Source organism: Pseudomonas sp. GD03842 (assembly GCF_029841165.1).
GTDB lineage: Bacteria > Pseudomonadota > Gammaproteobacteria > Pseudomonadales > Pseudomonadaceae > Aquipseudomonas.
Map to the genome: position 1 here is coordinate 1 of NZ_JAOCEA010000014.1, position 24,460 is coordinate 24,460.

Here is a 24,460-nt window from a genome sequence, read left to right on the forward strand (position 1 = left end):
GCTCAGTCCAAGGGAGTTGTCATGGCATTCGTAAAATTGCAAGACGGCGACTTGCATTATCAGATTCAAGGCCCTGCAAGCGCGCCAGTGTTGGTGCTGTCCCATTCGCTCGGCACCGATCTGCATATGTGGGATGCGCAGGTGGCTTCGCTCAGCAAATCGTTCCGCGTGGTGCGGTACGACACCCGGGGCCATGGCGAATCCCTCGTCACTCAAGGCCCTTACACCATCGAACAGTTGGGTCGCGACGTGTTGACGTTGCTCGACACATTGAAGATCGAGAAGGCTCATTTCTGCGGATTGTCGATGGGGGGACTGATTGGCCAATGGTTAGGTGTTCATGCCAATGAGCGTCTGCACAAACTGATCCTGTGCAACACCGCCGCGAAGATCGGTGGCCCGGATATCTGGGGGCCCCGTATCGAGACGGTAGAGAAGGGGGGCGAACAGGCGATGAAGGCGCTATGCGCCGGTGCCGTTGAGCGCTGGTTTACGCCGGACTTCGCGCGTGAGCATGCGGACCGGGTGACGCCTCTGCTTGACGTACTCGCCGCGACGTCGCCCCTGGGTTATGCCGCATGCTGCGCGGCGGTGCGCGATGCGGATTTTCGCAAGCAGGTGACCTCCATCACCGCCCCGACCTTGATCGTGTGCGGCAGCCATGACTCGGTGGCCACCGTCGCGGATGGACACTATTTGCAGAACCACATACAGGGTTCGCAATTGTCCGATTTCTATGCTGCACACCTTTCCAGCGTCGAGTTGGGTGAAGTCTTCACCTTGCGCGTAACGGAGTTTTTGCTGAGCTGAGAGGGTGAGGGATAGGTGGTGCTGCAGCCTACATCAGTTGCAGTGTCGTCAAGGCACGAAGGATTGAGCGCCAACGAGGGACAAAAAAACCACCTTTCGGTGGTTTTTTTAGGCCTTCAGGTCAGAACATCCGCATGGGCGGTACGTCACCCGAGGTGGGCTGTCGCTCCCCGGTCGGTGTCCGCTCATACCAGCCGCCACCCAGGGCGCGGTAGAGATTGACCTCGCTGCTCAGTTGCGACAGACGATCGGTGATCAGGGATTGCTGCGCGCTGAACAACTGACGCTGGGCGTCGAGGAAGGTCAGGTTGCTGTCGATACCGATCCGATAGCGGCGCTCTGCCAACCGGTAGTAATCCTGGTTGGCATTGACGAAGTCAGACTGGGCTTTCAACTGATCGGTGAAGGTCTTGCGCGCCGCCAGGCCGTCGGAGACTTCCTGGAAGGCGGTTTGAATCGCCTTCTCATAGTTGGCGACGCCGATGTCCTTCTGGATCTTCGAATAATCCAGGCTGGCACGCAGGCTGCCCGCATTGAAGATCGGCAGGTTGATCTGCGGCTGGAACAGCCAGGTGCCCGAACCGCCTTTGAACAGCCCGCTCAAGTCACTGCTCGCCGTGCCTGCGCTGGCGGTCAGGCTGATGCTCGGGAAGAACGCTGCCCGCGCTGCACCAATGTTGGCGTTGGCCGCTTTCAGGCTGTGTTCGGCCTGGAGGATATCCGGACGACGTTGCAGCAGTTCCGACGGTAGCCCTGCGGGCATTTCGTTGAGCATGTCAGCGCTCAACGGTTGCGGTGCGGGCAGGTTGGCCGGCAGCCCGGTGCCTAGCAACAGCACCAGATTGTTCTCGTCCTGAGCGACCAGGCGCTGATACTGCGCCAGCTTGACGCGGGCGCTTTCGACGGACGTACGCGACTGTGCCAGATCCAGCGCCGACGCCACGCCGACTTCGCTGCTGCGTGAAGTGAGACGGAAGCTTTCTTCGAAAGCACCGAGGGTGTCCTGGGTCAGCTTCAGCAGTTCCTTGTCGGCTTGCCAGGTCAGGTAGGCATTGGCCACGTTGGCCACCAGACTGATCTGCGTGCTGCGGCGGGCTTCTTCGCTGGCGAAGTAGGTTTCCAGCGCTTGCTCACTCAGGCTGCGCACCCGGCCGAACAGGTCCAGCTCATAGGCGCTGACACCCAGGCCAACCGAATACTGGCTGGTGATCCCCGCTTGGCCTGTCTGCGACAGGTCGCCCGGAACCCGCTGACGGGTGCCGGACGCGTCGGCCGCCACGGCCGGGAACAGGTCCGCACGCTGGATGCGGTACTGCGCCCGGTAAGCGTCGATGTTCAGCGCCGCGACACGCAGGTCGCGGTTGTTGCTCAGGGCGGTCTGGATCAGTTGCTGCAGCGCCGGGTCATGGAAAAACTGACGCCAGCCTTGTTCGGCCGCAGCCTGATTGGCCGCTTCGGCCGGCGAGTACGCCGGGCCTTGCGGGTATTGCGCAGCTACCGGTGCCGCGGGTTGCTGGTAATCAGGGATCAACGAGCAGCCGCTCAAGACGATCGCGGTCACTGCCAGAGAGATCAGGGACTTGCTCATTGGCCAGCCTCATCGTGTGGGATGTGTTTCTGTTTGCTCTTGAACAAACCGGAGATCGATACGAAGAACAACGGTACCCAGAAGATCGCCAGAATGGTCGCGGTAATCATACCGCCGATCACGCCTGTACCGATCGAATGCTGGCTGCCCGAGCCCGCGCCGCTGGAAATGGTCAGGGGTACGACACCGAGAATGAATGCCATCGAAGTCATCACGATCGGGCGCAGACGCATGCGACAGGCTTCCACCGCCGCGTCGAGCAGCGATTTGCCCTGTTCATGCAATTCCTTGGCGAACTCGACGATCAGAATGGCGTTCTTCGCTGCCAGGCCCACCGTCACCAACAGGCCCACTTGGAAGAACACGTCGTTGGACAGCCCGCGCAGGCTGGTCGCCATCAACGCACCGATGACCCCCAGTGGTACCACGAGCAGAACGGCAATCGGAATCGACCAGCTTTCATACAGTGCCGCGAGGCAGAGGAAAACCACCAGCACCGATATCGCGTACAACGCCGGCGCTTGCGAGCCGGACAGGCGTTCTTCGAACGACAGCCCCGTCCACGAGTAACCGATGCCCTGCGGCAATTGCTGCGCCAGGCGCTCGATCTCGGCCATGGCTTGGCCGGTACTGTAGCCCGGTGCCGGCGTACCGAGAATTTCCTCAGCTGGAACGCCGTTGTAGCGCGACAGTTTTGGCGAGCCGTAGATCCACTCGCCGCTGGCGAAGGCATCGAACGGAACCATGGTGCCGCTGGCGTTACGCACGTACCATTTTTTCAAGTCTTCAGGGCTCATGCGGGACTTCGGCGTCCCCATGATGTACACCTTCTTCACTCGACCGCGGTCGATGAAGTCATTGACGTAGTTACCGCCCATCGCGACCGATAGCGTGGTGTTGATGTCCGACTGGGTCACGCCGAGGGCGCGGGCTTTCTCGTCATCGATCAGCAGTTGGTACTGCGGTTCGTCTGTCAGTCCGTTCGGACGCACCCCCGCCAGGATCTTGCTTTGCGACGCCAGACCTAGCAGTTGGTTACGCGCCTGCATCAGCTTTTCATGGCCAACGCCCCCTTGGTCCTGCAGATAGAGGTCGAAACCGGTGGCGTTACCCAGCTCCAGTACCGCGGGTGGAACGACGGCGAAGGACATCGCGTCACGGAAGCCGAAGAAGTGCGCCTGTGCACGCTTGGCGACTTCGAACACGCTGTTGGACGAATCCCGTTCTTCCCATGATTTGAGCATGACGAAGCCCAGGCCCGAGCTCTGACCACGACCGGCGAAGTTGAAGCCGTTGACGGTGAACACCGAGTTCACGCCTGGATCGGTCAGCAGGTACTCGCGCATCTTGTCCAGCGTCTGCTGGGTTCGCTCGGCGGTGGAACCCGGTGGGGTCTGCACCTGGGCGAAAATCACGCCCTGGTCTTCTTCGGGGAGGAACGCCGTCGGGATGCGTGTGAACATCCAGATCATGCCTGCGAAGATCAACAGATAAGCGAGGAACGCCGGGAATTTGTGGCGGATCACATGGCCGACGCCCCGCTCGTAGCTCTGGACGCTGCGGTCGAACGTGCGGTTGAACCAGCCAAAGAACCCTTTACGCGGCTGGCCGTGTTTCTCGGGGTCGATTGGCTTGAGCATGGTGGCGCAAAGCGCCGGTGTGAAGACCAGTGCGACCAGTACCGAGAGCGCCATGGCCGAGACGACGGTGATCGAGAACTGGCGATAGATCACACCGGTGGAGCCGCCGAAGAACGCCATGGGCAGCAGCACCGCCGACAGCACCATGGCGATACCCACCAGCGCGCCTTGGATCTGCTCCATCGATTTGCGCGTGGCTTCACGGGGCGACAAGTGCTCCTCGGCCATGACCCGCTCGACGTTCTCCACCACGACGATGGCGTCGTCCACCAACAAGCCGATGGCCAGCACCATGCCGAACATGGTGAGGGTGTTTATGGTGAAACCGGCGGCCGCGAGGATGCCGAACGTACCCAGCAACACCACAGGCACGGTCATCGTGGTGATGATGGTGGCGCGGAAGTTTTGCAGGAACAGGTACATCACCAGGAACACCAGGACGATCGCTTCGCCCAAGGTGTGCACGACGCCGTTGATCGATTCTTTCACCACCGGGGTGGTGTCGTAGGGATAAACGACCTTCATCCCTGGCGGGAAGAAAGGCTCGAGGCGATCCATGGTGGCGCGGATGGCTTTAGAAGTGTCCAGCGCGTTCGCACCGGTCGCCAGCTTGATCGCCAGGCCCGAGGCCGGCTTGCCGTTGAACTGCGCGTCGACGCTGTAGTTCTCGCCGCCCAGACCGATGGTTGCCACGTCTTTGAGGCGAACCTGCGAGCCGTCCTGGTTGACCTTGAGCAGGATGTTGCCGAACTGCTCGGCGGTCTGCAGGCGCGTCTTGCCGATGATCGTCGCATTGAGCTGCTGGCCCTTGACCGCAGGCAGGCCGCCGATCTGACCCGAGGAGACCTGAACGTTCTGCGCGGTGATCGCCGATTTCACATCCACAGGGGTCAACTGGTAGTTGTTCAGCTTGTCCGGATCAAGCCAGATCCGCATCGCGTACTGCGAACCGAACACCTGGAAGTCCCCGACACCCGGGGTCCGCGCAATCTGGTCCTGAATATTGGAAACGATGTAGTTGGACAAGTCTTCCTTGGCCATGCTGCCGTCTTCGGAGACCAGACCGATCACCAGGAGGAAGTTTTTCACCGCCTTGGTCACCCGCAAGCCCTGTTGCTGCACCTCTTGAGGCAGAAGCGGGGTTGCGAGGTTGAGCTTGTTCTGCACCTGCACTTGCGCAATATCGGGGTTGGTCCCCTGGTTGAACGTCACCGTGATGGTCATGCTGCCATCAGAGTTACTCTCCGAAGAGATATAGCGCAGATTGTCGATGCCGTTCATCTGCTGCTCGATCACCTGAACCACGGTGTCCTGCACGGTCTGTGCGGACGCGCCGGGGTAGGTGACCTGAATGGCGATGGCGGGCGGCGCGATGGCGGGGTACTGGTTGATCGGCAGATTGAGGATCGAAAGAGCCCCAACCAGCATGATCACGAGGGCGATGACCCACGCGAAAATCGGTCGGTCGATGAAAAACTTCGACATGAATCAGTTACTCCCTTGCGCAGGGGCCGGCGCGGCTGCCTTGACGTTGGTCGCTTCGGCGACCTTCACTTGCGCGCCCGGTTTGACGTATTGCAGGCCTTCGGTGATGACGCGATCACCCGGGTTCAAGCCCTTCTCGACGACCCAGTCGGTGCCGCTGGTGCGGTTGGCGACCAGCGTGCGCTGCTCGACCTTGTTGTCCTGATTGACCACCAGTGCAGTCGGGGTACCTTTGAGGTCTCGGGTCACGCCCTGCTGCGGCACCAGGATCGCCTGCTCGTTGACACCGGCCTGCAGGCGGGCGTGTACGAACATGCCGGGCAGCAATGTGTGGTTCGGGTTGGGGAACACGGCGCGCAGGGTGACAGACCCTGTGGTCTGGTCGACGGACACCTCGGAGAATTCCAGCTTGCCGTCTACCGGATACTGGCTGTTGTCCTCCAGGGTCAACTTGACCTTGGCGGCGTTTTCACCGGCCTTTTGCAGCTTGCCGCTTTCCAGTTCGCGGCGCAGGCGCAGCATCTCGGTCGAGGACTGGATGACGTCCACATAGATCGGATCGAGTTGCTGGATGGTGGCCATCGCGTCGGCCTGACCATTGCTGACCAGCGCACCTTCGGTGACCAGTGAGCGACCGATGCGGCCGGAAATCGGCGCGTACACCTTGGTGTAGCGCAGATTGATCTCAGCCGTCTGCACGGCGGCCTGAGCTTCGCGCGCGTTGCCCACGGCGGTGTCGTACTCCTGACGACTGACGGCCTGTTCGTTGATCAATTGCTTGTACCGCCCGGCCAGCGAACTGGTCGCATCATAGGTGGCCTTGGCGCTGTTGAGGTTCGCCTCATAGATGGCAGGGTCGATCTGATACAGCTGTTGACCGGCCTTGACGTCGGTGCCCTCAGTGAACAGCCGCTTGAGAATGATGCCGTTGACCTGAGGGCGCACTTCAGCCACCCGATAGGCGGTGGTGCGGCCCGGCAAGTCCGAGATCAGGGTGTAAGGTTGGGGCTGGATGGTCACGACGCCGACCTGAGGAGGCGGAGGAGTCGCCGCCGTGGCTTCTTCCTTTTTACTGCATCCACTGAGCAGCGATGCCAGAGCGGCGGCAGTGACCAGTACGGTAACAGCTGGCTTGAATTGCATGAAGATCCTCGGGTCAGGAGCAGGGCTCATGAAAAGTGGAAAGGGTATGGATGCTTTTCCGGCTGGATAAGTAGCAAGCTAATGAATATACTTACGTTCACGGCTGTTTGTAAACACCTGTAACCGCGACGTATGATCGCGTTTCGGGAATCGATCGCTCGCACGGGACAAGGCATTACAAAGGCCGCCCGCTACGCTGTTCGGGCCTGCGGACCGCAGCGCCTGACGCATCTTCATTGAGGTTTTACTGCCATGGTTCGTCGCACCAAAGAAGAAGCTCAGGAAACGCGCAGGCAGATTCTGGAAGCGGCCGAACAGGCGTTTCTCGAGCGGGGTGTCGCCCGTACCACGCTGGCGGACATAGCGACCTTGGCGGGCGTAACCCGAGGGGCCATCTACTGGCACTTTAGCAACAAGGCCGATCTGGTGCAGGCGATGCTCGACAGCTTGCATGAGCCGCTGGAAGCGATGGCGCGCGCCAGTGAAAGCGCGGACGAAATAGACCCGCTCGGCTGGACGCGTAAACTTTTGATTCATTTGTTTCAACAAGTTGCTACGGACCCGAGAACCCGCCGCATCAATGAAATTCTCTATCATAAATTCGAATTCACCGATGAAATGTGCGACATGCGCCGCCAGCGCCAATTCGTCTGGCTCGATGCCAATGAGCGTATCGCCCTGGCCTTGAGCAACGCCTCGCGACAGGGGCAGTTGCCTGCCGACCTGAACCCGCGGCGAGCGGCGATCTGTCTGCATGCTTATATACACGGCATTCTGGGCCAGTGGTTACTGGTGCCCGAAAGCTTCTCGTTGCACGAGGAGGCTGAACGCCTGGTCGATACCGTTCTGGACATGCTCCGTTTCAGCCCCGCTTTGAGAGACCCGACCGCGCGCCGGTGAGCGCCTCCTCTCACGGGTGCAGCCACTCTTTCAAAGGATCGGCTGCGCCGTCCCAAGTGACCGACTATAACTGTGTGGTGCCTGACCTGCATCTATATAGCGAAGCGTTGCTGTTGAACAGTCGGTTTACCTAGCCTTTACGCAAATCCCGAGGCGTGTTCAGCCAGCCGACAGGCGTGGCCGAGGTTCTCTGCCGATGTGGCGGGTGCCGTTTCGCCCGTTCGCCTGCTTCGGGCATGGCGCCCGTGCGACCCGTCGGGTGCGAGAAAAGGGGGCGTGCTGGTGTCAGGTCGTCAGCCGTCCGTCCCCCTCCATGCTGGCTTCATGGTAAATTGCGCGCCTTTCTCCCCTGCGGTTGCTCGCCTGTGGCGGGCTGCCCTCGATATCTGCTCCACGAGGACCTGAGATGACCCAAATCGGAACTCCATTGTCGCCGACCGCGACCCGCGTTTTGCTCTGCGGTTGCGGCGAGCTTGGCAAGGAAGTGGTGATCGAACTGCAACGTCTGGGCGTTGAAGTCATCGCCGTCGACCGCTATGCCAACGCGCCAGCCATGCAGGTCGCACACCGCAGCCATGTGATCAACATGCTCGATGGGGCAGCGCTGCGCGCGGTGATCGAGGCCGAAAAGCCGCACTACATCGTGCCGGAAATCGAGGCGATCGCCACCGCGACCCTCGTGGAGCTGGAGTCCGAAGGTTTCACCGTCATCCCAACGGCGCGCGCCGCTCAGTTGACCATGAACCGCGAAGGCATTCGCCGCCTGGCCGCCGAAACGCTGGACTTGCCGACGTCGCCCTATCATTTCGCCGACACCTTCGAAGACTACCGTAAAGCGGTCGAAGATCTGGGCTTTCCCTGCTTCGTCAAGCCTGTGATGAGTTCGTCAGGCAAGGGGCAAAGCCTTCTGAAAACGGAAGCGGATGTCCAAAAGGCCTGGGATTACGCCCAAGAGGGCGGGCGAGCGGGCAAAGGCCGGGTGATCATCGAAGGCGCCATCGATTTCGATTACGAGATCACGCTGCTGACGGTGCGCCACAAAGGGGGAACTACATTCTGTGCGCCGATCGGTCACCGTCAGGAAAAGGGCGACTATCAGGAGTCCTGGCAGCCGCAGGCCATGAGCCCCGCGGCGCTGGCAGAGGCCGAGCGCGTGGCCAAGGCGGTGACCGGCGAGTTGGGAGGGAGCGGTCTTTTCGGCGTCGAGCTCTTCATCAAGGGCGATCAAGTCTGGTTCAGCGAAGTGTCGCCTCGTCCACATGACACCGGTCTGGTGACCCTCATCTCTCAAGACCTGTCGCAGTTCGCCTTGCATGCCCGCGCCATCCTTGGGCTGCCGATTCCATCCATTCGACAGTTCGGCCCTTCGGCTTCGGCGGTGATTCTGGTCGAGGGTCAATCGACCCAGACGGCTTTCGCCAACCTTGAAGAAGCCCTCAAGGAACCCGACACCGCGCTGCGGCTTTTCGGCAAGCCTGAAGTCAATGGCCAGCGCCGCATGGGTGTGGCCTTGGCGCGGGATGAGTCCATCGACGCCGCTCGTCGCAAGGCAACACGCGCCTCGATGGCTGTGAAAGTGCAGGTATAAGCTTCACGGCTGATGAAAACGGCGCCTCTCAGGCGCCGTTTTTCGTGGGCATTCGCGTGTCCGAGCGTGACCCGGCCACGCGAGCGCGTGTCAGGCGATCTTATCGAGATCGGCGTGCCGGGTTTCTTTCAGGCAGAGCACGGCGATCAGGCTCAGCAACGCAGCGGCAGAGACGTATCCGCCGACCCAACTCAAGCCGCCCATCTCCACCAGTTGCTGAGCGAAGAAGGGGGCCACCGAGGCACCCACGATGCCTCCGATGTTATAGGCCGCTGATGCGCCCGTATAACGTACGCGTGTTGGAAACAACTCAGGCAGCATCGCCCCCATCGGGGCAAAGGTGACGCCCATCAGGAACAGCTCGATGGACAGGAACAGCGTCACGGCCCAGGTCGTGCCATGGGTCAGCAGTGGCTGCATCAGGAAACCCGAGAGGACCGCCAGCACGCCGCCGATAATCAGCACCGGCTTGCGTCCGAAGCGATCGCTGGCCCAGGCGGACAGCGGCGTCGCCAGCGCCATGAACAGCACGGCAAAGCACAGCATGGCAAGGAAGGATTCGCGGCTGTAGCCCAGGCTCTTGACCCCGTAACTGAGCGAGAACACCGTCGAGATGTAGAACAGCGCGTAGCACACCACCATCGAAGCCGCGCCCAGCAGTACCGGTGCCCAGTAATGCGAGAACAGTTCTGCGATCGGCATCTTCACCTGCTCGTGACGCGCAATGGCCTTTGCGAAGATCGGCGTCTCTTCCAGCTTGAGTCGCACGTACAGACCGATTACCACCAGCACTGCGCTGAGAAGAAACGGAATTCGCCAGCCCCAGGTGCGGAATTGCTCGTCGTTCAGCGTCATGGCCAGCGTGAGAAACAGGCCGTTGGCCGCCAGGAAACCGATCGAAGGGCCCAGTTGCGGAAACATGCCAAACCAGGCGCGTTTGCCTTTGGGGGCGTTTTCGGTAGCCAGTAACGCCGCGCCACCCCACTCACCCCCAAGCCCCAGGCCCTGGCCGAAACGCAGCACGCACAGCAAGATCGGCGCCCACGATCCAATGGCGTCATAACCGGGCAACACGCCGATCAAAGTGGTGCAAATGCCCATCAGCAGCAAAGACGCCACCAGTGTCGATTTGCGACCAATGCGGTCGCCGAAGTGGCCGAACAGCAGCGAGCCCAGCGGGCGAGCGAGAAACGCGATACCGAACGTCAGAAACGCCGACAGCATCTGCGCCGTGCTGGAGGTCTGTGGAAAGAACACCGGTCCGATCACCAGCGCGGCGGCCGTGGCATAAACGTAGAAGTCGTAGAACTCGATGGCGGTGCCGATGAAGCTGGCAGTGGCGACGCGCGCGGCGGAGTTGGCCGGCCGCGCACTCTCATCGCTGGACGGATAAGTGGAGGTACTGGTCATGCGAGTATCCCTGGCAGTCATGTCGCCTTTCAGCAGGCAGAGAAGTGGCCTGCGCGCTGGGGGCGATCATCATTAATTATTGTTGGGTACAGCGCTGAACAGACTAGCCCGGATGCGGGAGGGGCGATTGCTCGGGATGGGAGCGTGCGCCAGAGGCGTCGCGTGAAGACGTCAGGCTGAGTGACTGGCCGACTTACGCCTGGTGCGGGTAGCACGCGGGTCGGCGGGGCTGGGTAAGCGGTTCGATTATAGGAAGGGCATCTGCGCGGAAACAAGTGTTTCAAAGTGCTGGATGCGCTTCAGATCACGTCTTTGGTCCGGCTGTTCTGCCACATCAGTACGCGGGTGACGCGGTTGTCCTCGGTTTCGAGGGTCTCCAGACGGTACGGGCCGATCTTCAAGCACACCGAGCTGTCAGGAATCGTTTCCAGCGCTTCGGTGATCAGGCCGTTGAGGGTTTTCGGGCCGTCAGCGGGCAGGTGCCAGCCCAGGCTCTTGTTCAGGTCTCGAATCGAGGCTGCGCCCTCGACCACCAGGCGCCCATCGGGCTGCGGGTGGATGTGCGGATTGTCCAGGGTCTGCTCGCTTTCGAATTCGCCGACAATCTCTTCCAGAATGTCTTCGAGACTGACGATGCCCTGAACTTCACCGTATTCGTCCACCACCACGCCCATGCGTCGCTGTTGCTTGTGGAAGTTCAACAGTTGCAACTGCAACGGTGTGCTCTCCGGGACGAAATAAGGTTCGTAGCAGGCAGCGATCAACGCTTCCTTGGTCAATTGTCCCCGTGGCAGGAGATGGCTGATCATCCGGGTGTTGAGCACGCCTTCGACCTGATTGATGTCGTTGTGGTAGACGGGCAAACGGGTATGCCGCGAGATGATCAGCTTGTCGGTGATTTCTTCGATCGTCTCATCGAGATTGATGCCGTCCACTTCGCTGCGTGGAACCAGGATGTCGTTGACCGTCATGCTGTCCAGCGCATGAATGCCGGACAGAACACGGGAGCGGCCGAACTGGCTTTCGTTGTCCTGATAGACCACCGTGCCCATGTCGTCGTCATCGGCGGCCGTATCGGGGCGGCGCTTGGAAAGGAAAGGGCGCAATACCAGTTTGGCGAGGTTCTTGTACAGCCACGTGAGGGGGCGCAGCACGTGCATCGGGATGCGCAGAACGTTGTTACCCAGCAGAAGAATCGCCTCGGGACGCCGGGCGGCGAGTTTGCGGGGAATGAATTCGGTGACGATCACCAGCAGACTGGCGACGAGGATCCAGGCGAGTAGCGGGCCATGGACATACCACTGACCGATCGCCAGCACCGTTGCCAGAACGGTGATGAGGGTTTTCAGCAGGGTGTTGCCCAACACCAGGCTGTTGAAGTTAAAGGCGAGAACCGGCTTGGGCGGCTCGGTCGAGCGAGGATTGATGCGGGCCGCGCGCAGGTTGTGATGAGCCGCTTCGACGGCGCTGAACAGCGCTGACCACAGAGTGAGCAGAGCAAGCAGCGCGAGCAACGTGCCGGTGGGCAGGTTTTCCATGGTCGGCCTGTCAGATATGCAAGATGTATTCGCGGACCAGTTTGCTGCCGAAATAGGCCAGCATCAGCAGCAGGAAGCCGCCGAGCGTCCAGCGGATTGCTTTGTGACCCCGCCAGCCCAGACGCGTGCGGCCCCATAGCAGGACGCTGAATACGATCCAGGCGAGGATCGACAGCAGCGTCTTGTGCACAAGATGTTGTGCAAAAAGGTTCTCGACGAACAGCCACCCGGAGATCAGCGACATCGACAACAGCGTCCAGCCCGCCCACAGGAACCCGAACAGCAGGCTTTCCATGGTTTGCAGGGGCGGGAAGCTACGGATCAGCCCGGAGGGGTGCTTGTTCTTGAGCTGGCGGTCTTGCACCAGCAACAGCAGTGCCTGAAACACCGCGATGGTGAACATGCCGTAAGCCAGGATCGACAGCAGGATATGGCCGATAAGGCCCTGCTCGCCGACGATCGGCTGCAGCGTACCGGCAGGCGCGAACTGTGCCATCAGGGTGGTCAGCAGGCCCAATGGGAAGAGCAGTACGAGGAGAATTTCCACAGGGATGCGGATGCACGCCAGCATGGTGACGATGATCACCGCCACTGCGATCAGGCTCGCCGCGCTGAAGAAATCCAGCCCCAGGCCGATCGGCCGTACTAGCTGGCTGAACAGCGCACTGGCCTGGCAAGCGACCGCCAGCGTCCCGATGAGGCACAAAAGCCACTTGTCGGCCTTCCTGCCCTGGCGCAGACGAATACCTTGATAAAGAGTCGCAGCGGCATAGAGGACGGCGGCGGCGAGGCTGAACGGCAGACTGGGTGACAAGGGGAACATAGATCCTGATGGGCGGGCCCGAAAGCCGCTGAGTGTGGCATAGAATCGGCGTAGCACGAAAGACCACGCAAGCCGACGTCATGGTGTCCGCGCGTCGGACTCTCCGCTATAATCCGCGACCTGCTCACGCCAACGCCTTGTCGAGCGCTGTTCCTTCCTTATATAAGCATCGCATCGAGCGGTGGCCGGAGAACAGGGCCGCTCCCACTGGGGTTCGCCGCGAACTCAAAGGATCACGCATGTTTGAAAATCTGACAGAACGTCTTTCACAGACGCTGCGCCAGGTCACCGGCAAAGCCAAGCTGACCGAAGACAACATCAAGGACACGCTGCGTGAAGTGCGTATGGCACTGCTCGAAGCCGACGTTGCCTTGCCGGTCGTCAAAGACTTCGTCAATCGCATCAAGGAGCGAGCGGTCGGCACCGAAGTCTCTCGCAGCCTGACGCCGGGTCAGGCGTTCGTGAAAATCGTCCAGGCCGAACTGGAAGAGATGATGGGCGCTGCCAACGAGGAGCTTTCGCTCAACGTGGCGCCGCCGGCCGTGGTGCTGATGGCGGGTCTGCAGGGGGCGGGCAAGACCACCACCGCGGGCAAGCTGGCGAAGTTCCTTAAGGAGCGCAAGAAGAAAAGCGTGATGGTGGTGTCGGCAGACGTGTACCGCCCTGCCGCGATCAAGCAACTGGAAACCCTGGCCAACGACATCGGCGTGACCTTCTTCCCGTCCGACATCAGCCAGAAGCCAGTGGCCATTGCCGAAGCGGCCATCAAGGAAGCCAGGCTCAAGTTCATCGATGTCGTGATCCTCGACACCGCCGGTCGCTTGCACGTCGATGCCGAGATGATGAGCGAGATCCAGGCCCTTCACGCAGCGGTCAAGCCCGCCGAAACGCTGTTCGTGGTCGACGCCATGACCGGTCAGGACGCCGCCAATACGGCGAAAGCGTTCGGCGACGCGTTGCCGCTGACAGGCGTGATTCTGACCAAGGTCGACGGTGACGCCCGTGGCGGCGCCGCGCTTTCCGTTCGTGCCATCACTGGCAAACCGATCAAGTTCATCGGTATGGGCGAGAAAAGCGAGGCACTCGAGCCTTTCCACCCGGACCGAATCGCCTCGCGCATTCTGGGCATGGGCGACGTCCTCAGCCTGATCGAGCAGGCCGAGCAGACCCTCGACAAGGAAAAGGCCGACAAGCTCGCCAAGAAACTGAAGAAAGGGAAGGGCTTTGACCTCGAAGACTTCCGCGACCAGTTGCAGCAGATGAAGAACATGGGTGGCCTGGGTGGCCTGATGGATAAGTTGCCGAGCATTGGCGGCGTCAATCTGTCGCAAATGGGCAACGCGCAGAACGCTGCAGAAAAACAGTTCAAACAGATGGAAGCCATCATCAACTCGATGACCCCGGCTGAACGCCGCGATCCCGACCTGATCAGCGGTTCGCGCAAGCGCCGCATCGCAATGGGTTCCGGCACGCAGGTGCAGGACATCGGACGTCTGATCAAACAGCACAAGCAGATGCAGAAGATGATGAAGAAATTCTCCACCAAGGGTGGCATGGCGAAAATGATGCGCGGACTGGGCGGGATGATGCCCGGTGGCGGTGGCATGCCTCGCCTTTGATCGGCTTGGGCGCGTACCGTTCGTCCGTGCCCGCTTCTTTGGGATCGCCTCCCTCAGGTCTGCCCACGCAGGCATACAGGCCGTCGAAACGATGGCTCCTTTCACGGATGTGGATGGCTCAGGGCCTTGCGCCGGAAAAAGTCATTTGCAAACGTCCGGATATTCCTTAGAATATGCGGCCTTTCGGGCACCCCGTGCCCGTTCGTGCACTTTAGATTTGCAGCACACTAACAGGAACTTTGTTCAATGCTAACAATCCGTCTGGCCCTTGGCGGCTCCAAGAAGCGCCCGTTCTACCACCTGACTGTGACCGACAGCCGTAACCCACGCGACGGTTCGCACAAAGAGCAAATCGGTTTCTTCAACCCGGTCGCCCGTGGTCAGGAAATCCGTCTGTCCGTGAACCAAGAGCGTGCCAACTACTGGCTGAGCGTTGGTGCACAACCTTCTGAGCGCGTTGCTCAGCTGTTGAAGGAAGCTGCGAAGGCTGCGGCCTGAGCGATATGAGCGCGACGCCAGCATCTGCCGACGATCTGATCGTCATCGGCAAGATCTATTCGGTACATGGCGTGCGTGGAGAAGTGAAGGTGTATTCCTTTACCGATCCGACTGAAAACCTGTTGAAGTACAAAACCTGGACGCTCAAGCGCGAAGGGAGTGTGAAACAGGTTGAGCTGGTCAGCGGGCGCGGGAGCGACAAGTTCCTGGTCGCGAAGCTCAAGGGTCTGGATGATCGCGAAGAAGCCCGTCTTCTCGCCGGTTACGAGATCTGCGTGCCAAGCCACCTGCTACCGGGGCTGGACGACGGCGAGTACTACTGGTACCAGCTTGTCGGCCTCAAGGTCATCGACCATCTTGGGCAACTGCTCGGGAAAATCGATCACCTCCTGGAAACCGGTTCGAACGATGTCATGGTGGTCAAGCCCTGCGCAGGCAGTCTGGATGATCGTGAACGCCTGTTGCCCTATACGGAGCAATGTGTGTTGGCAGTCGATCTGGTTGCAGGCGAGATGAAGGTGGATTGGGACGCGGATTTCTGAGCAATGGCCAGCCTGCGCATAGAAGTCATCACGCTGTTTCCCGAGATGTTTTCCGCCATCAGCGACTATGGCATTACCAGCCGTGCGGTAAAGCAGGAGCTTTTGCAGCTGACCTGTTGGAATCCGCGGGACTACACCACGGATCGGCATCACACGGTGGACGATCGCCCCTTCGGCGGTGGTCCGGGCATGGTGATGAAGATCAAGCCTCTGGAAGACGCTCTGGTTCATGCCAGGCAGGCAGCAGGGGATGCGGCGAAGGTGATTTACCTGTCGCCACAAGGCCGCAAGCTGGAACAAGATGCGGTACGCGAGCTGGCAAAGGAAGAAGCACTGATTCTGATTGCCGGTCGTTATGAAGGCATTGACGAGCGCTTTATTGAGGCTCATGTCGATGAAGAGTGGTCGATAGGGGATTACGTGTTGTCTGGCGGCGAGCTGCCGGCCATGGTCCTGATCGATGCGGTTACACGGCTGCTGCCCGGAGCTTTAGGGCATGCGGACTCCGCGGAGGAAGATTCCTTCACGGATGGTCTGCTCGATTGCCCGCACTACACCCGACCTGAGGTGTATGCGGATCAGCGTGTACCCGACGTATTGCTCAGTGGCAATCACGCACATATCCGGCGTTGGCGTTTGCAGCAGTCCCTTGGTAGGACCTACGAACGACGAGCCGATCTTCTGGAAAGGCGCTCGCTTTCTGGAGAAGAGAACAAGCTGCTGGCGGAATACCTCCGTGAGCGGGACGATAGTTAACGTATCGATGGTAGATCCGACTGATTTACCTTAGGAGCACAACATGACGAACAAAATCATTCTGGCCCTCGAAGCAGAGCAGATGAGCAAAGAAATCCCTCCTTTTGCCCCGGGCGACACCATCGTCGTTCAGGTGAAGGTAAAGGAAGGTGACCGTTCCCGTCTGCAGGCGTTCGAAGGCGTTGTCATCGCCAAGCGCAACCGCGGCATCAACAGTGCTTTCACTGTTCGCAAGATCTCCAACGGTGTTGGCGTTGAGCGTACTTTCCAGACCTACAGCCCGACCATCGACAGCATGGCGGTCAAGCGTCGCGGTGACGTCCGTAAAGCCAAGCTGTACTACCTGCGCGACCTGTCGGGTAAAGCAGCACGCATCAAAGAAAAACTGTCTTGATTCCAGTTCTTCGGTGCAGAAAGGAGCAGCCTTCGGGCTGCTTTTTTTATGGCCGGGGAAAAGTGACAGTTGGCGCAGAGGGGGGGCGCCAAAATCGTTCGACTCGACAATTTTGTCATGCGGGGGTGGATGTGAAAAACTGCTCCACGTTTTCGTTCGCTCAAGTCTGACTCCATGCCTGCCCTAGACCACCCCATGATCGACCGTTTCCTCGATGCCTTGTGGCTAGAAAAGGGCCTCTCGGACAATACCCGCGACTCGTACCGCAGTGACCTGGCGTTATTCAACGGTTGGTTGCAGGAGCGAGGTGTCGATGTGATGGAGGTGGGGCGGGAGGTGATCTTCGATCACTTGGCCTGGCGTGTGGATAACGGCTACAAGGCGCGTTCGTCCGCACGTTTCCTTTCCGGGGCGCGAGGGTTTTACCGCTATCTGCTGCGTGAGAAGCTCATTTCGGTGGACCCGACACTGCAAGTGGACATGCCGCAACTTGGTAAGCCGTTGCCCAAATCCTTGTCCGAAGCCGATGTCGAGGCGTTGCTCGCGGCCCCCGATTTGAGCGAGGCCATCGGTCAACGCGACCGGGCAATGCTGGAGGTGCTCTATGCCTGTGGCCTGCGTGTGACCGAGTTGGTCAGTCTGACGCTCGAGCAGGTCAACCTGCGCCAGGGCGTCCTGCGCATCATGGGCAAAGGCAGCAAGGAGCGCCTGGTGCCTATGGGGGAAGAGGCCATCGTCTGGGTCGAGCGGTATTTGCGTGACGCCCGTCAGGAGTTGCTCGGCGGTCGTCCCAGCGATGTGCTGTTCCCCAGCATGCGGGGTGAACAGATGACCCGGCAAACGTTCTGGCATCGCATCAAGCTGCAGGCCAAGGTGGCCGGCATCGGCAAAAGCCTCTCCCCGCACACGCTGCGCCACGCGTTCGCCACTCATTTGCTGAACCACGGGGCCGACCTTCGTGTGGTGCAGATGCTGCTCGGCCACAGTGACCTGTCGACGACACAGATCTACACCCATATTGCCCGCGCAAGACTGCAGGAACTGCACGCCAAGCATCACCCTCGCGGGTAGTGGACAGCAGGAATTTGCGACGAGTCTTACGTCAGTCAGCGTCGGCCTCTTGAGCCTAATGTGATAGGCTTTGCCGGTTTCGCAGATTGGCACTTCGAAAAGGATGTGACGGCTCCGCATCCACCTTTTCGGGCCTGCCCAACTGCCCACCGCTCGAGGAGTTTTCATGCGCGTGACTCGTTTTATCGGTGCTGCTGTCGTAGCGCTGGCCAGTACTTTCAGCCTGTTCGCCCACGCCGATGAAGCGTCCGACAAGGCCATCCGCAAGACGCTGGAATCGCTGAACCTGGAAATTCCGGTGGAGAGCATCTCCAGCAGCCCGCTCAATGGGCTGTATGAAGTCAACCTGAAGGGCGGTCGAGTGCTCTACGCCAGCGCCGACGGGCAATTCGTCATGCAGGGTAACCTTTACCAGATCCAGGGCGGAAAACCCGTCAACCTCACTGAAAAGGTCGAGCGCCTGGCGATCTCGAAGACCATCAACGGTATCCCCACCGCGGAAATGGTGGTCTATCCGGCAGTTGGCGAGACCAAGTCACACATTACCGTGTTCACCGACACCACATGCCCGTATTGCCACAAGCTGCATGGTGAGGTGCCTGAGTTGAACAAGCGCGGGATCGAAGTCCGCTACGTGGCGTTCCCTCGCCAGGGCCTGGGTTCGCCCGGCGACGAGCAACTGCAGGCTGTCTGGTGCTCCAAGGATCGTCGCGACGCGATGAACCGCATGGTGGACGGCAAGAACATCAGTGCGCCCAAGTGCGATAACCCGGTGACCCGCCAGTTCGAGATCGGTCAGTCCATCGGGGTCAACGGTACGCCCGCCATCGTGCTGGCGGATGGTCAGGTGATTCCGGGTTATCAACCTGCCCCGCAAGTGGCCAAGCTGGCGTTGAGCGCCAAGTAATTCAACAGCGAGCCGCACTGTGATGCGGCTGTTACCACGGTCGGCCTCGTGCCGGTCGTTTTACGGGGAGTTCATAGTGAAACCGGTCAAAGTAGGCATCTGTGGGCTGGGTACTGTCGGTGGCGGTACCTTCAATGTGCTAAAGCGTAACGCCGAGGAGATCGCCCGCCGTGCCGGGCGTGGAATCGAAGTCGCGCAAATTGCCATGCGTTCGCCAAACCCCCATTGCCAGATTACCGGTACCCCGACCACCACCGATGTTTTCGAAGTGGCCAGCAATCCTGACATCGACATCGTTATCGAGCTGATCGGCGGCTACACCGTCGCGCGCGAGTTGGTGCTAAAAGCCATAGAAAATGGCAAGCACGTGGTCACTGCCAACAAGGCGCTGATCGCGGTGCACGGTAATGAAATCTTCGCCCGAGCGCGGGAGAAAGGCGTGATCGTCGCCTTCGAAGCGGCCGTGGCGGGGGGCATTCCGGTAATCAAGGCGATTCGGGAAGGCCTGGCGGCCAACCGCATCAACTGGTTGGCAGGTATCATCAACGGCACAGGCAATTTCATCCTGACCGAAATGCGCGAAAAGGGTCGGACGTTTCCTGACGTGCTCGCCGAAGCGCAGGCGCTGGGTTATGCCGAAGCCGATCCGACGTTCGACGTGGAAGGCATCGATGCGGCCCACAAGCTGACGATTCTGGCGTCCATCGCGTTCGGCATTCCACTGCAGTTCGACAAGGCCTACACCGAAGGCATCACCCAACTGACCACTGCCGATGTCAATTACGCCGAAGCGTTGGGCTACCGCATCAAGCATCTGGGTGTGGCGCGCAGCACCCCGGCGGGCATCGAGTTGCGGGTCCACCCGACGCTGATCCCGTCCGATCGCCTGATCGCCAACGTCAATGGCGTCATGAACGCCGTCATGGTCAATGGCGATGCCGCCGGTTCGACGCTGTTCTACGGTGCCGGCGCTGGTATGGAGCCCACGGCCTCATCCGTCGTCGCCGACCTGGTGGATGTGGTGCGTGCCCTGACCACTGACCCGGAGAACCGCGTGCCGCACCTGGCGTTCCAGCCTGATTCGCTGTCGGCCCATCCGATCCTGCCGATCCAGGAGTGCGAAAGCGCTTACTACTTGCGCATTCAAGCCAAGGATCACCCAGGCGTCCTGGCACAGGTGGCGAGCATCTTGTCCGAGCGCGGGATCAACATCGAGTCGATCATGCAGAAGGAAGTCGAAGAGCAAGATGGGCTGGTGCCGATGATTCTGCTCACCCACCGGGTGGTCGAGCAGCGCATCAACGATGCCATTCAGGCGCTCGAGGCCCTGGAAGGCGTTGCGGGTCCGGTCGTTCGCATCCGTGTCGAGCATCTGAACTGACAGCAGCAACACGCTTTAAGCTAAAAGCTGCACGAAAGAGCAAAATCACATCGCGGCGAGCTTCGAACCGCGAGCTGGAAGGCAAAGGCAAACCGCTTTTGCTTGCAGCTTGCAACTTGCAGCTTGCGGCTCGAACCGAAGGTTTGTTTATGCGTTATATCAGTACCCGCGGCCGCGCACCGGCCCTGAATTTCGAAGACGTCCTGCTTGCTGGGCTGGCCAGCGATGGCGGTCTGTACGTCCCTGAAAATCTGCCTCGATTCACCCAGGAAGAGATCGCGTCCTGGGCGGGCCTGCCTTACCACGAGCTGGCGTTCCGCGTCATGCGTCCGTTCGTGGCGGGCAGCATCCCGGATGCCGATTTCAAGAAAATCCTGGAAGAAACCTATGGCGTGTTCGCACACGCTGCCGTGGCGCCGCTGCGCCAGCTCAACGGCAACGAATGGGTACTGGAGCTGTTCCACGGCCCGACCCTGGCGTTCAAGGACTTTGCCCTGCAATTGCTGGGACGGTTGCTGGATTACGTGCTGGAAAAACGCGGCGAGCGCGTGGTGATCATCGGCGCGACGTCCGGCGACACCGGTTCTGCTGCCATCGAAGGCTGCCGCCGTTGTGACAACGTCGATATTTTCATCCTGCACCCGAACAACCGGGTTTCCGACGTTCAGCGTCGTCAAATGACGACGATCTTCGGTGACAACATTCACAACATCGCCATCGAAGGCAACTTCGACGATTGCCAGGAAATGGTGAAGAACAGTTTCGCCGACCAGAGCTTCCTCAAAGGCACGCGTCTGGTTGCGGTGAACTCGATCAACTGGGCGCGGATCATGGCCCAGATCGTTTACTACTTCCACGCCGCGCTGCAATTGGGCGGCCCGGCGCGTTCAGTGGCTTTCTCGGTACCGACCGGCAACTTCGGCGATATTTTTGCCGGTTATCTGGCGCGCAACATGGGGCTGCCGATCAGCCAACTGATCGTCGCCACCAACCGCAATGACATCCTGCACCGCTTCATGAGCGGCAACCAGTACGTCAAGGAAACCCTTCATGCCACGTTGTCGCCGTCCATGGACATCATGGTGTCATCGAATTTCGAGCGTTTGTTGTTCGACATGCACGGTCGCAACGGCGCAGCGCTCGCCGAGTTGATGGACAGCTTCAAACAGGGCGGCGGCTTCAGTGTCGCTGAAGATCGTTGGACCGAAACCCGTAAACTGTTCGACTCGCTGGCGGTGAGCGACGAGCAGACCTGTGAAACCATCGCTGAAGTCTTTGCCAGCACCGGTGAGGTGCTCGACCCGCATACGGCGATCGGCGTCAAGGCGGCGCGCGACTGCCGTCGCAGCCTCGACACCCCGATGGTGATTCTGGGCACGGCGCACCCGGTCAAGTTCCCGGAAGCGGTGCAGAAAGCAGGCGTGGGAAAAGCACTGGCACTGCCTGCACATTTGTCTGATTTGTTTGAGCGCGATGAGCGCTGCACGGTGCTCCCGAATGATCTGAAAGCCATGCAGGCCTTCGTCAGTCAGCACGGTAATCGTGGCAAGCCGCTCTAGCGGTATCGCCGTGTAACAACTTAAGGCCCGCTCACCCGCGGGCCTTCTCGTTTCTGCATGCCAAACTTGCGAGCATTTCTGAGCTTCGTAAACAACTCATTGGCGGTAGAACACATGAACATGGACACGCAAGGAATGCCCGTCCAGCCCCGAATCACCCTGTTTATCCTATTGACGCTGCTCCTGATCGGCAGTTGGAGTCCACCGGGCCAGAGCGCGGAGACATTGCCCTTTGTCCTCGGGGCGCCTTTCAAAGTCGAGGAAAGGCTTCACCTCAACGCCGAGGAACGTCGTTGGCTGGATGATCGCGCCGTGCTCAACGTCGGCATCCCCATCGCCGATTACGAACCGATCAACATCACCACGGACCAGAATCGCTATCAGGGCATCAGCGCAGATTACCTGAGCCTGATCAGCGCCAAGCTTTCCATCCCTATAAAGATCACGGGGTTTTCCCGCCGTGAAGAAGAGCTTGCCGCGTTGATGGCGGGCAAGGTCGATCTGCTCGCAAGAGCCAGTGGTTCCGAGGGCGGGAAATCCGATTTGATCTTTTCACAGGTTTACATGCCTGATCGCTCGGTGGTGGTCGGTCGCTCCGCCGATTCGCCCCTGAAGACGCCGCTCAAGAGCAAACGCATTGCGGTGCTGAACGGCTATGTGGATGAGGCCGCCTTGAACAGGGCTTATCCGGACAGCCTCATCGTGCTGGCACCGACACTGCACAGCGGTATGGAAGCCCTCGCTCAAGGTGACGTGGACGCCTTTGTCGGCAATGAGGTGATTGTCCGGGCGTACCTCGCGCTGCGCCCGTACCTGAAGCTGAGTGTTCAATTCGAGAGCGCACTGGCCCCTTCTGGTTTGTCCTTCGCTTTGCGAGGCGACGACATCCGGCTCAAATCGTTGGTCGATCGCGCGCTCGACGATCTCGACGAATCCGTCGGCCGGGAGATCCAGCGACGCTGGACAGCCGGGCTGGGCGATGATGTCGTGAATCAGCGCATCCGCTTGAGCCCTCAGGAGCAGCGATGGGTGCGCAGGCATCCCCAAGTCACCGTGGCGTCCACTCAGCTCCCGCCGTATATCTATCAGGATGAGAAGGGACGCTGGGTGGGACTGAACATCGATCTGCTCGAGCGGATTTCCCGCATGACCGGCCTCATATTTCGGCATGACGTCATGCCGTCCACCCAGGCCGCACTCGAGGCGCTGAGCGCTGGCAAGGCCGATATGAACACCACCCTCGCTGAGACGGCCGAGCGCCGGATGCAACTGAATTTCAGCTATGCCTATGGGGGCAACAACTGGGTCTACGTCGTGCGGGCGAATCGGCAGTCGCCCACGACCCTAGGCGACCTCTCGGGAAAAGTGCTGGCTATGCCGAGGCGTCATGCCCTGGTGGACTTTCTGCAACGCGATCATCCAGATATCCGGTTGAAGCTTGTCGCGACCTATGCGGATGCGCAGCGGCTCGTCGAAACCGGAGACGCTCAAGCGACCATTCAGAACGAGGCGGGTGCCTGGGCCTCTGTGACCAGGCCGCTCAAGGTCGGCCGAAGCGTCGAAGGATTGTGGTCGCCCGATCGCTTCGTCGTGAGCAAGACACAGCCGGAACTGCTAAGCATCCTGAACAAAGCGCTCGATGAATTTCCGGTCGCAGAAATGCGAGCGATACGAATGAAATGGCTGGGAAGCCTTCATCCCCCTCCACCCATCTGGTCACGCCCCCCCGTTTGGGTCTATGGCGTGTTGGCCGTTGTAGGGGTGTCGTGGCTGGTGTCGTTGTTCTGGCGTGCGCGTATCAGGGTGCTTGACGCTCAATGCAGGCGGGCAGAAGAGCAGCTCAATGATCATCATCTATTTCTCTGCACGTTGCTCGACGCTTTGCCCGATGCAGTCTACGTCCGCGATTTGCAGGGGCGATTGGTGACCTGCAATCGGGCCTACGAAGAGCGGCTCGGCATCAGCTTCGAGCAGTTGCATGGCCGGCGCCTGACGGATATCGACTTGCTGCCTCGCAAAACTGCGGAGGCGGTGCATGCCACTTACATGGATATTCTGAGCACCGGGGAGCCGGTCCGAGGGCGGGCGCCTCTGACGCTTGTAGAGCCTGAAGTGGACGTCTTTCAGTGGGTCGCTCCGTTTTATCGTGCCAACGGTGAGCTGCAGGGGGTAGTGGGCGGCTGGGCCGAGCTACCACCCCTTGGCCATGTTGAGCGGGAGCGGGCCGGCATCCCACGGACAGCGGTATCCGCGGGGCCATCAGGATGAATTCCATCTGTCACATTCGACGGGCATGCTCCCAGGGAGCCAGACCTACAGATCGATGCAGCCCTGGAAAGAAACTTTCCACTTCCGACCGTGGTCACTGATGAGCACCTTTTGCATTCAAATGATTGAGTGGTGAATCCAATGGAAAATATCAGCTTGTTGCTCAGCGAAGCCTTGGCGCCTTATCAGGCGATTCTGGGGGCTGTCGGGGTCAAGGGCGAGCGTCTGGTGACGTTGAAAGATGCAACCGGTGCAACCGTCATCGAGCGGATCTATTCCGCTGCGCAGTTGTGTGACAAACGCCAGTTGACCGATGTGGTCGATGGGCTGCGTCGGGACTTGATGGTGGCCGAAGGGCGTATCGAGCCCTGCGTCATCGCGGCCATGCGTAATGCGACACAGGTCACTCATTTCACCGCCGGTCAGACTTTCATCTAAGGGACGTGGAACCTTATCGATTGATCGGGCTCCTATCCAGTACGGCAGGCGCAGGCATTGTGCTCCGGTGTTCGTGTAGCCTGCCGTACGGGTCCAGATTGG

Annotated in this window: 20 protein-coding genes; 14 read left to right on the forward strand and 6 right to left on the reverse strand. The window is 60.1% G+C overall.

Annotated features, from left to right (window positions below; all coding sequences use genetic code 11):
• Positions 1-21 precede the first annotated feature (21 nt).
• The gene (gene pcaD, locus N5D61_RS19295) at positions 22-810 is read left to right on the forward strand and encodes a 3-oxoadipate enol-lactonase (RefSeq protein ID WP_279893868.1); all 789 of its coding nucleotides are present in this window, start codon (positions 22-24) and stop codon (positions 808-810) included.
• A gap of 121 nt (positions 811-931) precedes the next feature.
• On the opposite strand, the gene N5D61_RS19300 is transcribed toward pcaD, so the two are convergent.
• From N5D61_RS19300 to N5D61_RS19310, 3 genes are read right to left on the reverse strand one after another with little or no spacing between them, the layout of a single operon-like run.
• The gene (locus tag N5D61_RS19300; protein ID WP_279893869.1) at positions 932-2,398 is read right to left on the reverse strand and encodes an AdeC/AdeK/OprM family multidrug efflux complex outer membrane factor; all 1,467 of its coding nucleotides are present in this window, start codon (positions 2,396-2,398) and stop codon (positions 932-934) included.
• Positions 2,395-5,523 carry an efflux RND transporter permease subunit gene (locus N5D61_RS19305; RefSeq protein WP_279893870.1) on the reverse strand — a complete coding sequence of 1,043 codons (3,129 nt, stop codon included), beginning with the start codon at positions 5,521-5,523 and terminating at the stop codon, positions 2,395-2,397. The genes N5D61_RS19300 and N5D61_RS19305 overlap by 4 nt, the downstream gene beginning before the upstream one ends.
• A 3-nt stretch (positions 5,524-5,526) precedes the next feature.
• Entirely contained in the window at positions 5,527-6,666 is a 1,140-nt protein-coding gene (locus tag N5D61_RS19310) for an efflux RND transporter periplasmic adaptor subunit (RefSeq protein WP_108236998.1), read from the reverse strand.
• A 252-nt stretch (positions 6,667-6,918) separates the two neighbouring features.
• On the opposite strand from N5D61_RS19310, the gene N5D61_RS19315 reads away from it, so the two are divergent.
• Positions 6,919-7,566, forward strand: coding sequence for a TetR family transcriptional regulator (locus tag N5D61_RS19315; protein ID WP_108236999.1), 648 nt, complete (start codon positions 6,919-6,921; stop codon positions 7,564-7,566).
• A 406-nt stretch (positions 7,567-7,972) separates the two neighbouring features.
• The gene (gene purT / locus N5D61_RS19320) at positions 7,973-9,154 is read left to right on the forward strand and encodes a formate-dependent phosphoribosylglycinamide formyltransferase (protein WP_108237000.1); all 1,182 of its coding nucleotides are present in this window, start codon (positions 7,973-7,975) and stop codon (positions 9,152-9,154) included.
• 90 nt (positions 9,155-9,244) lie between these two features.
• On the opposite strand, the gene N5D61_RS19325 is transcribed toward purT, so the two are convergent.
• From N5D61_RS19325 to ccsA, 3 genes are all read right to left on the reverse strand, one after another.
• Positions 9,245-10,564, reverse strand: a complete 1,320-nt coding sequence (locus tag N5D61_RS19325) for an MFS transporter (protein ID WP_108237001.1) — start codon at positions 10,562-10,564, stop codon at positions 9,245-9,247.
• Between the two features lie 299 nt (positions 10,565-10,863).
• Positions 10,864-12,102, reverse strand: coding sequence for a CNNM domain-containing protein (locus tag N5D61_RS19330; protein WP_108237002.1), 1,239 nt, complete (start codon positions 12,100-12,102; stop codon positions 10,864-10,866).
• 10 nt (positions 12,103-12,112) lie between these two features.
• A complete protein-coding gene (gene ccsA, locus N5D61_RS19335; RefSeq protein WP_108237003.1) occupies positions 12,113-12,925 on the reverse strand; it encodes a cytochrome c biogenesis protein CcsA in 813 nt (270 codons plus the stop codon).
• A gap of 239 nt (positions 12,926-13,164) precedes the next feature.
• On the opposite strand from ccsA, the gene ffh reads away from it, so the two are divergent.
• The 11 genes from ffh to N5D61_RS19390 all read left to right on the forward strand — a co-directional run bounded on the left by ffh (position 13,165) and on the right by N5D61_RS19390 (position 24,358).
• On the forward strand, positions 13,165-14,544 hold the full coding sequence (gene ffh / locus N5D61_RS19340; RefSeq protein ID WP_108237004.1) for a signal recognition particle protein: 1,380 nt from the start codon (positions 13,165-13,167) through the stop codon (positions 14,542-14,544).
• A 246-nt stretch (positions 14,545-14,790) separates the two neighbouring features.
• A complete protein-coding gene (rpsP, locus tag N5D61_RS19345; RefSeq protein ID WP_108237005.1) occupies positions 14,791-15,042 on the forward strand; it encodes a 30S ribosomal protein S16 in 252 nt (83 codons plus the stop codon).
• A 5-nt stretch (positions 15,043-15,047) separates the two neighbouring features.
• The gene (gene rimM / locus N5D61_RS19350) at positions 15,048-15,584 is read left to right on the forward strand and encodes a ribosome maturation factor RimM (protein WP_108237006.1); all 537 of its coding nucleotides are present in this window, start codon (positions 15,048-15,050) and stop codon (positions 15,582-15,584) included.
• A gap of 3 nt (positions 15,585-15,587) precedes the next feature.
• Complete coding sequence (gene trmD, locus N5D61_RS19355; protein ID WP_108237007.1) at positions 15,588-16,340, forward strand: tRNA (guanosine(37)-N1)-methyltransferase TrmD; 753 nt, start codon at positions 15,588-15,590, stop codon at positions 16,338-16,340.
• Positions 16,341-16,383: 43 nt separating this feature from the next.
• Entirely contained in the window at positions 16,384-16,734 is a 351-nt protein-coding gene (rplS, locus tag N5D61_RS19360) for a 50S ribosomal protein L19 (protein WP_108237008.1), read from the forward strand.
• A 174-nt stretch (positions 16,735-16,908) separates the two neighbouring features.
• The gene (xerD, locus tag N5D61_RS19365) at positions 16,909-17,805 is read left to right on the forward strand and encodes a site-specific tyrosine recombinase XerD (RefSeq protein WP_279893871.1); all 897 of its coding nucleotides are present in this window, start codon (positions 16,909-16,911) and stop codon (positions 17,803-17,805) included.
• Positions 17,806-17,971: 166 nt separating this feature from the next.
• Positions 17,972-18,712, forward strand: a complete 741-nt coding sequence (gene dsbC / locus N5D61_RS19370; protein WP_108237010.1) for a bifunctional protein-disulfide isomerase/oxidoreductase DsbC — start codon at positions 17,972-17,974, stop codon at positions 18,710-18,712.
• Between the two features lie 76 nt (positions 18,713-18,788).
• On the forward strand, positions 18,789-20,093 hold the full coding sequence (locus N5D61_RS19375; protein WP_108237011.1) for a homoserine dehydrogenase: 1,305 nt from the start codon (positions 18,789-18,791) through the stop codon (positions 20,091-20,093).
• Positions 20,094-20,242: 149 nt separating this feature from the next.
• Positions 20,243-21,652 carry a threonine synthase gene (gene thrC / locus N5D61_RS19380; protein ID WP_279893872.1) on the forward strand — a complete coding sequence of 470 codons (1,410 nt, stop codon included), beginning with the start codon at positions 20,243-20,245 and terminating at the stop codon, positions 21,650-21,652.
• 114 nt (positions 21,653-21,766) lie between these two features.
• Positions 21,767-23,920, forward strand: a complete 2,154-nt coding sequence (locus tag N5D61_RS19385) for a transporter substrate-binding domain-containing protein (protein ID WP_279893873.1) — start codon at positions 21,767-21,769, stop codon at positions 23,918-23,920.
• Positions 23,921-24,061: 141 nt separating this feature from the next.
• The gene (locus tag N5D61_RS19390) at positions 24,062-24,358 is read left to right on the forward strand and encodes a DUF3509 domain-containing protein (protein WP_108237014.1); all 297 of its coding nucleotides are present in this window, start codon (positions 24,062-24,064) and stop codon (positions 24,356-24,358) included.
• Positions 24,359-24,460: the final 102 nt, after the last annotated feature.

Bases quoted from the DNA above. Each gene is read 5' to 3' on its own strand.
- pcaD (WP_279893868.1), top strand. From the start codon at position 22: ATGGCATTCGTAAAATTGCAAGACGGCGACTTGCATTATCAGATTCAA.
- N5D61_RS19300 (WP_279893869.1), bottom strand. From the start codon at position 2,398: ATGAGCAAGTCCCTGATCTCTCTGGCAGTGACCGCGATCGTCTTGAGC.
- N5D61_RS19305 (WP_279893870.1), bottom strand. From the start codon at position 5,523: ATGTCGAAGTTTTTCATCGACCGACCGATTTTCGCGTGGGTCATCGCC.
- N5D61_RS19310 (WP_108236998.1), bottom strand. From the start codon at position 6,666: ATGCAATTCAAGCCAGCTGTTACCGTACTGGTCACTGCCGCCGCTCTG.
- N5D61_RS19315 (WP_108236999.1), top strand. From the start codon at position 6,919: ATGGTTCGTCGCACCAAAGAAGAAGCTCAGGAAACGCGCAGGCAGATT.
- purT (WP_108237000.1), top strand. From the start codon at position 7,973: ATGACCCAAATCGGAACTCCATTGTCGCCGACCGCGACCCGCGTTTTG.
- N5D61_RS19325 (WP_108237001.1), bottom strand. From the start codon at position 10,564: ATGACCAGTACCTCCACTTATCCGTCCAGCGATGAGAGTGCGCGGCCG.
- N5D61_RS19330 (WP_108237002.1), bottom strand. From the start codon at position 12,102: ATGGAAAACCTGCCCACCGGCACGTTGCTCGCGCTGCTTGCTCTGCTC.
- ccsA (WP_108237003.1), bottom strand. From the start codon at position 12,925: ATGTTCCCCTTGTCACCCAGTCTGCCGTTCAGCCTCGCCGCCGCCGTC.
- ffh (WP_108237004.1), top strand. From the start codon at position 13,165: ATGTTTGAAAATCTGACAGAACGTCTTTCACAGACGCTGCGCCAGGTC.
- rpsP (WP_108237005.1), top strand. From the start codon at position 14,791: ATGCTAACAATCCGTCTGGCCCTTGGCGGCTCCAAGAAGCGCCCGTTC.
- rimM (WP_108237006.1), top strand. From the start codon at position 15,048: ATGAGCGCGACGCCAGCATCTGCCGACGATCTGATCGTCATCGGCAAG.
- trmD (WP_108237007.1), top strand. From the start codon at position 15,588: ATGGCCAGCCTGCGCATAGAAGTCATCACGCTGTTTCCCGAGATGTTT.
- rplS (WP_108237008.1), top strand. From the start codon at position 16,384: ATGACGAACAAAATCATTCTGGCCCTCGAAGCAGAGCAGATGAGCAAA.
- xerD (WP_279893871.1), top strand. From the start codon at position 16,909: ATGCCTGCCCTAGACCACCCCATGATCGACCGTTTCCTCGATGCCTTG.
- dsbC (WP_108237010.1), top strand. From the start codon at position 17,972: ATGCGCGTGACTCGTTTTATCGGTGCTGCTGTCGTAGCGCTGGCCAGT.
- thrC (WP_279893872.1), top strand. From the start codon at position 20,243: ATGCGTTATATCAGTACCCGCGGCCGCGCACCGGCCCTGAATTTCGAA.
- N5D61_RS19385 (WP_279893873.1), top strand. From the start codon at position 21,767: ATGAACATGGACACGCAAGGAATGCCCGTCCAGCCCCGAATCACCCTG.
- N5D61_RS19390 (WP_108237014.1), top strand. From the start codon at position 24,062: ATGGAAAATATCAGCTTGTTGCTCAGCGAAGCCTTGGCGCCTTATCAG.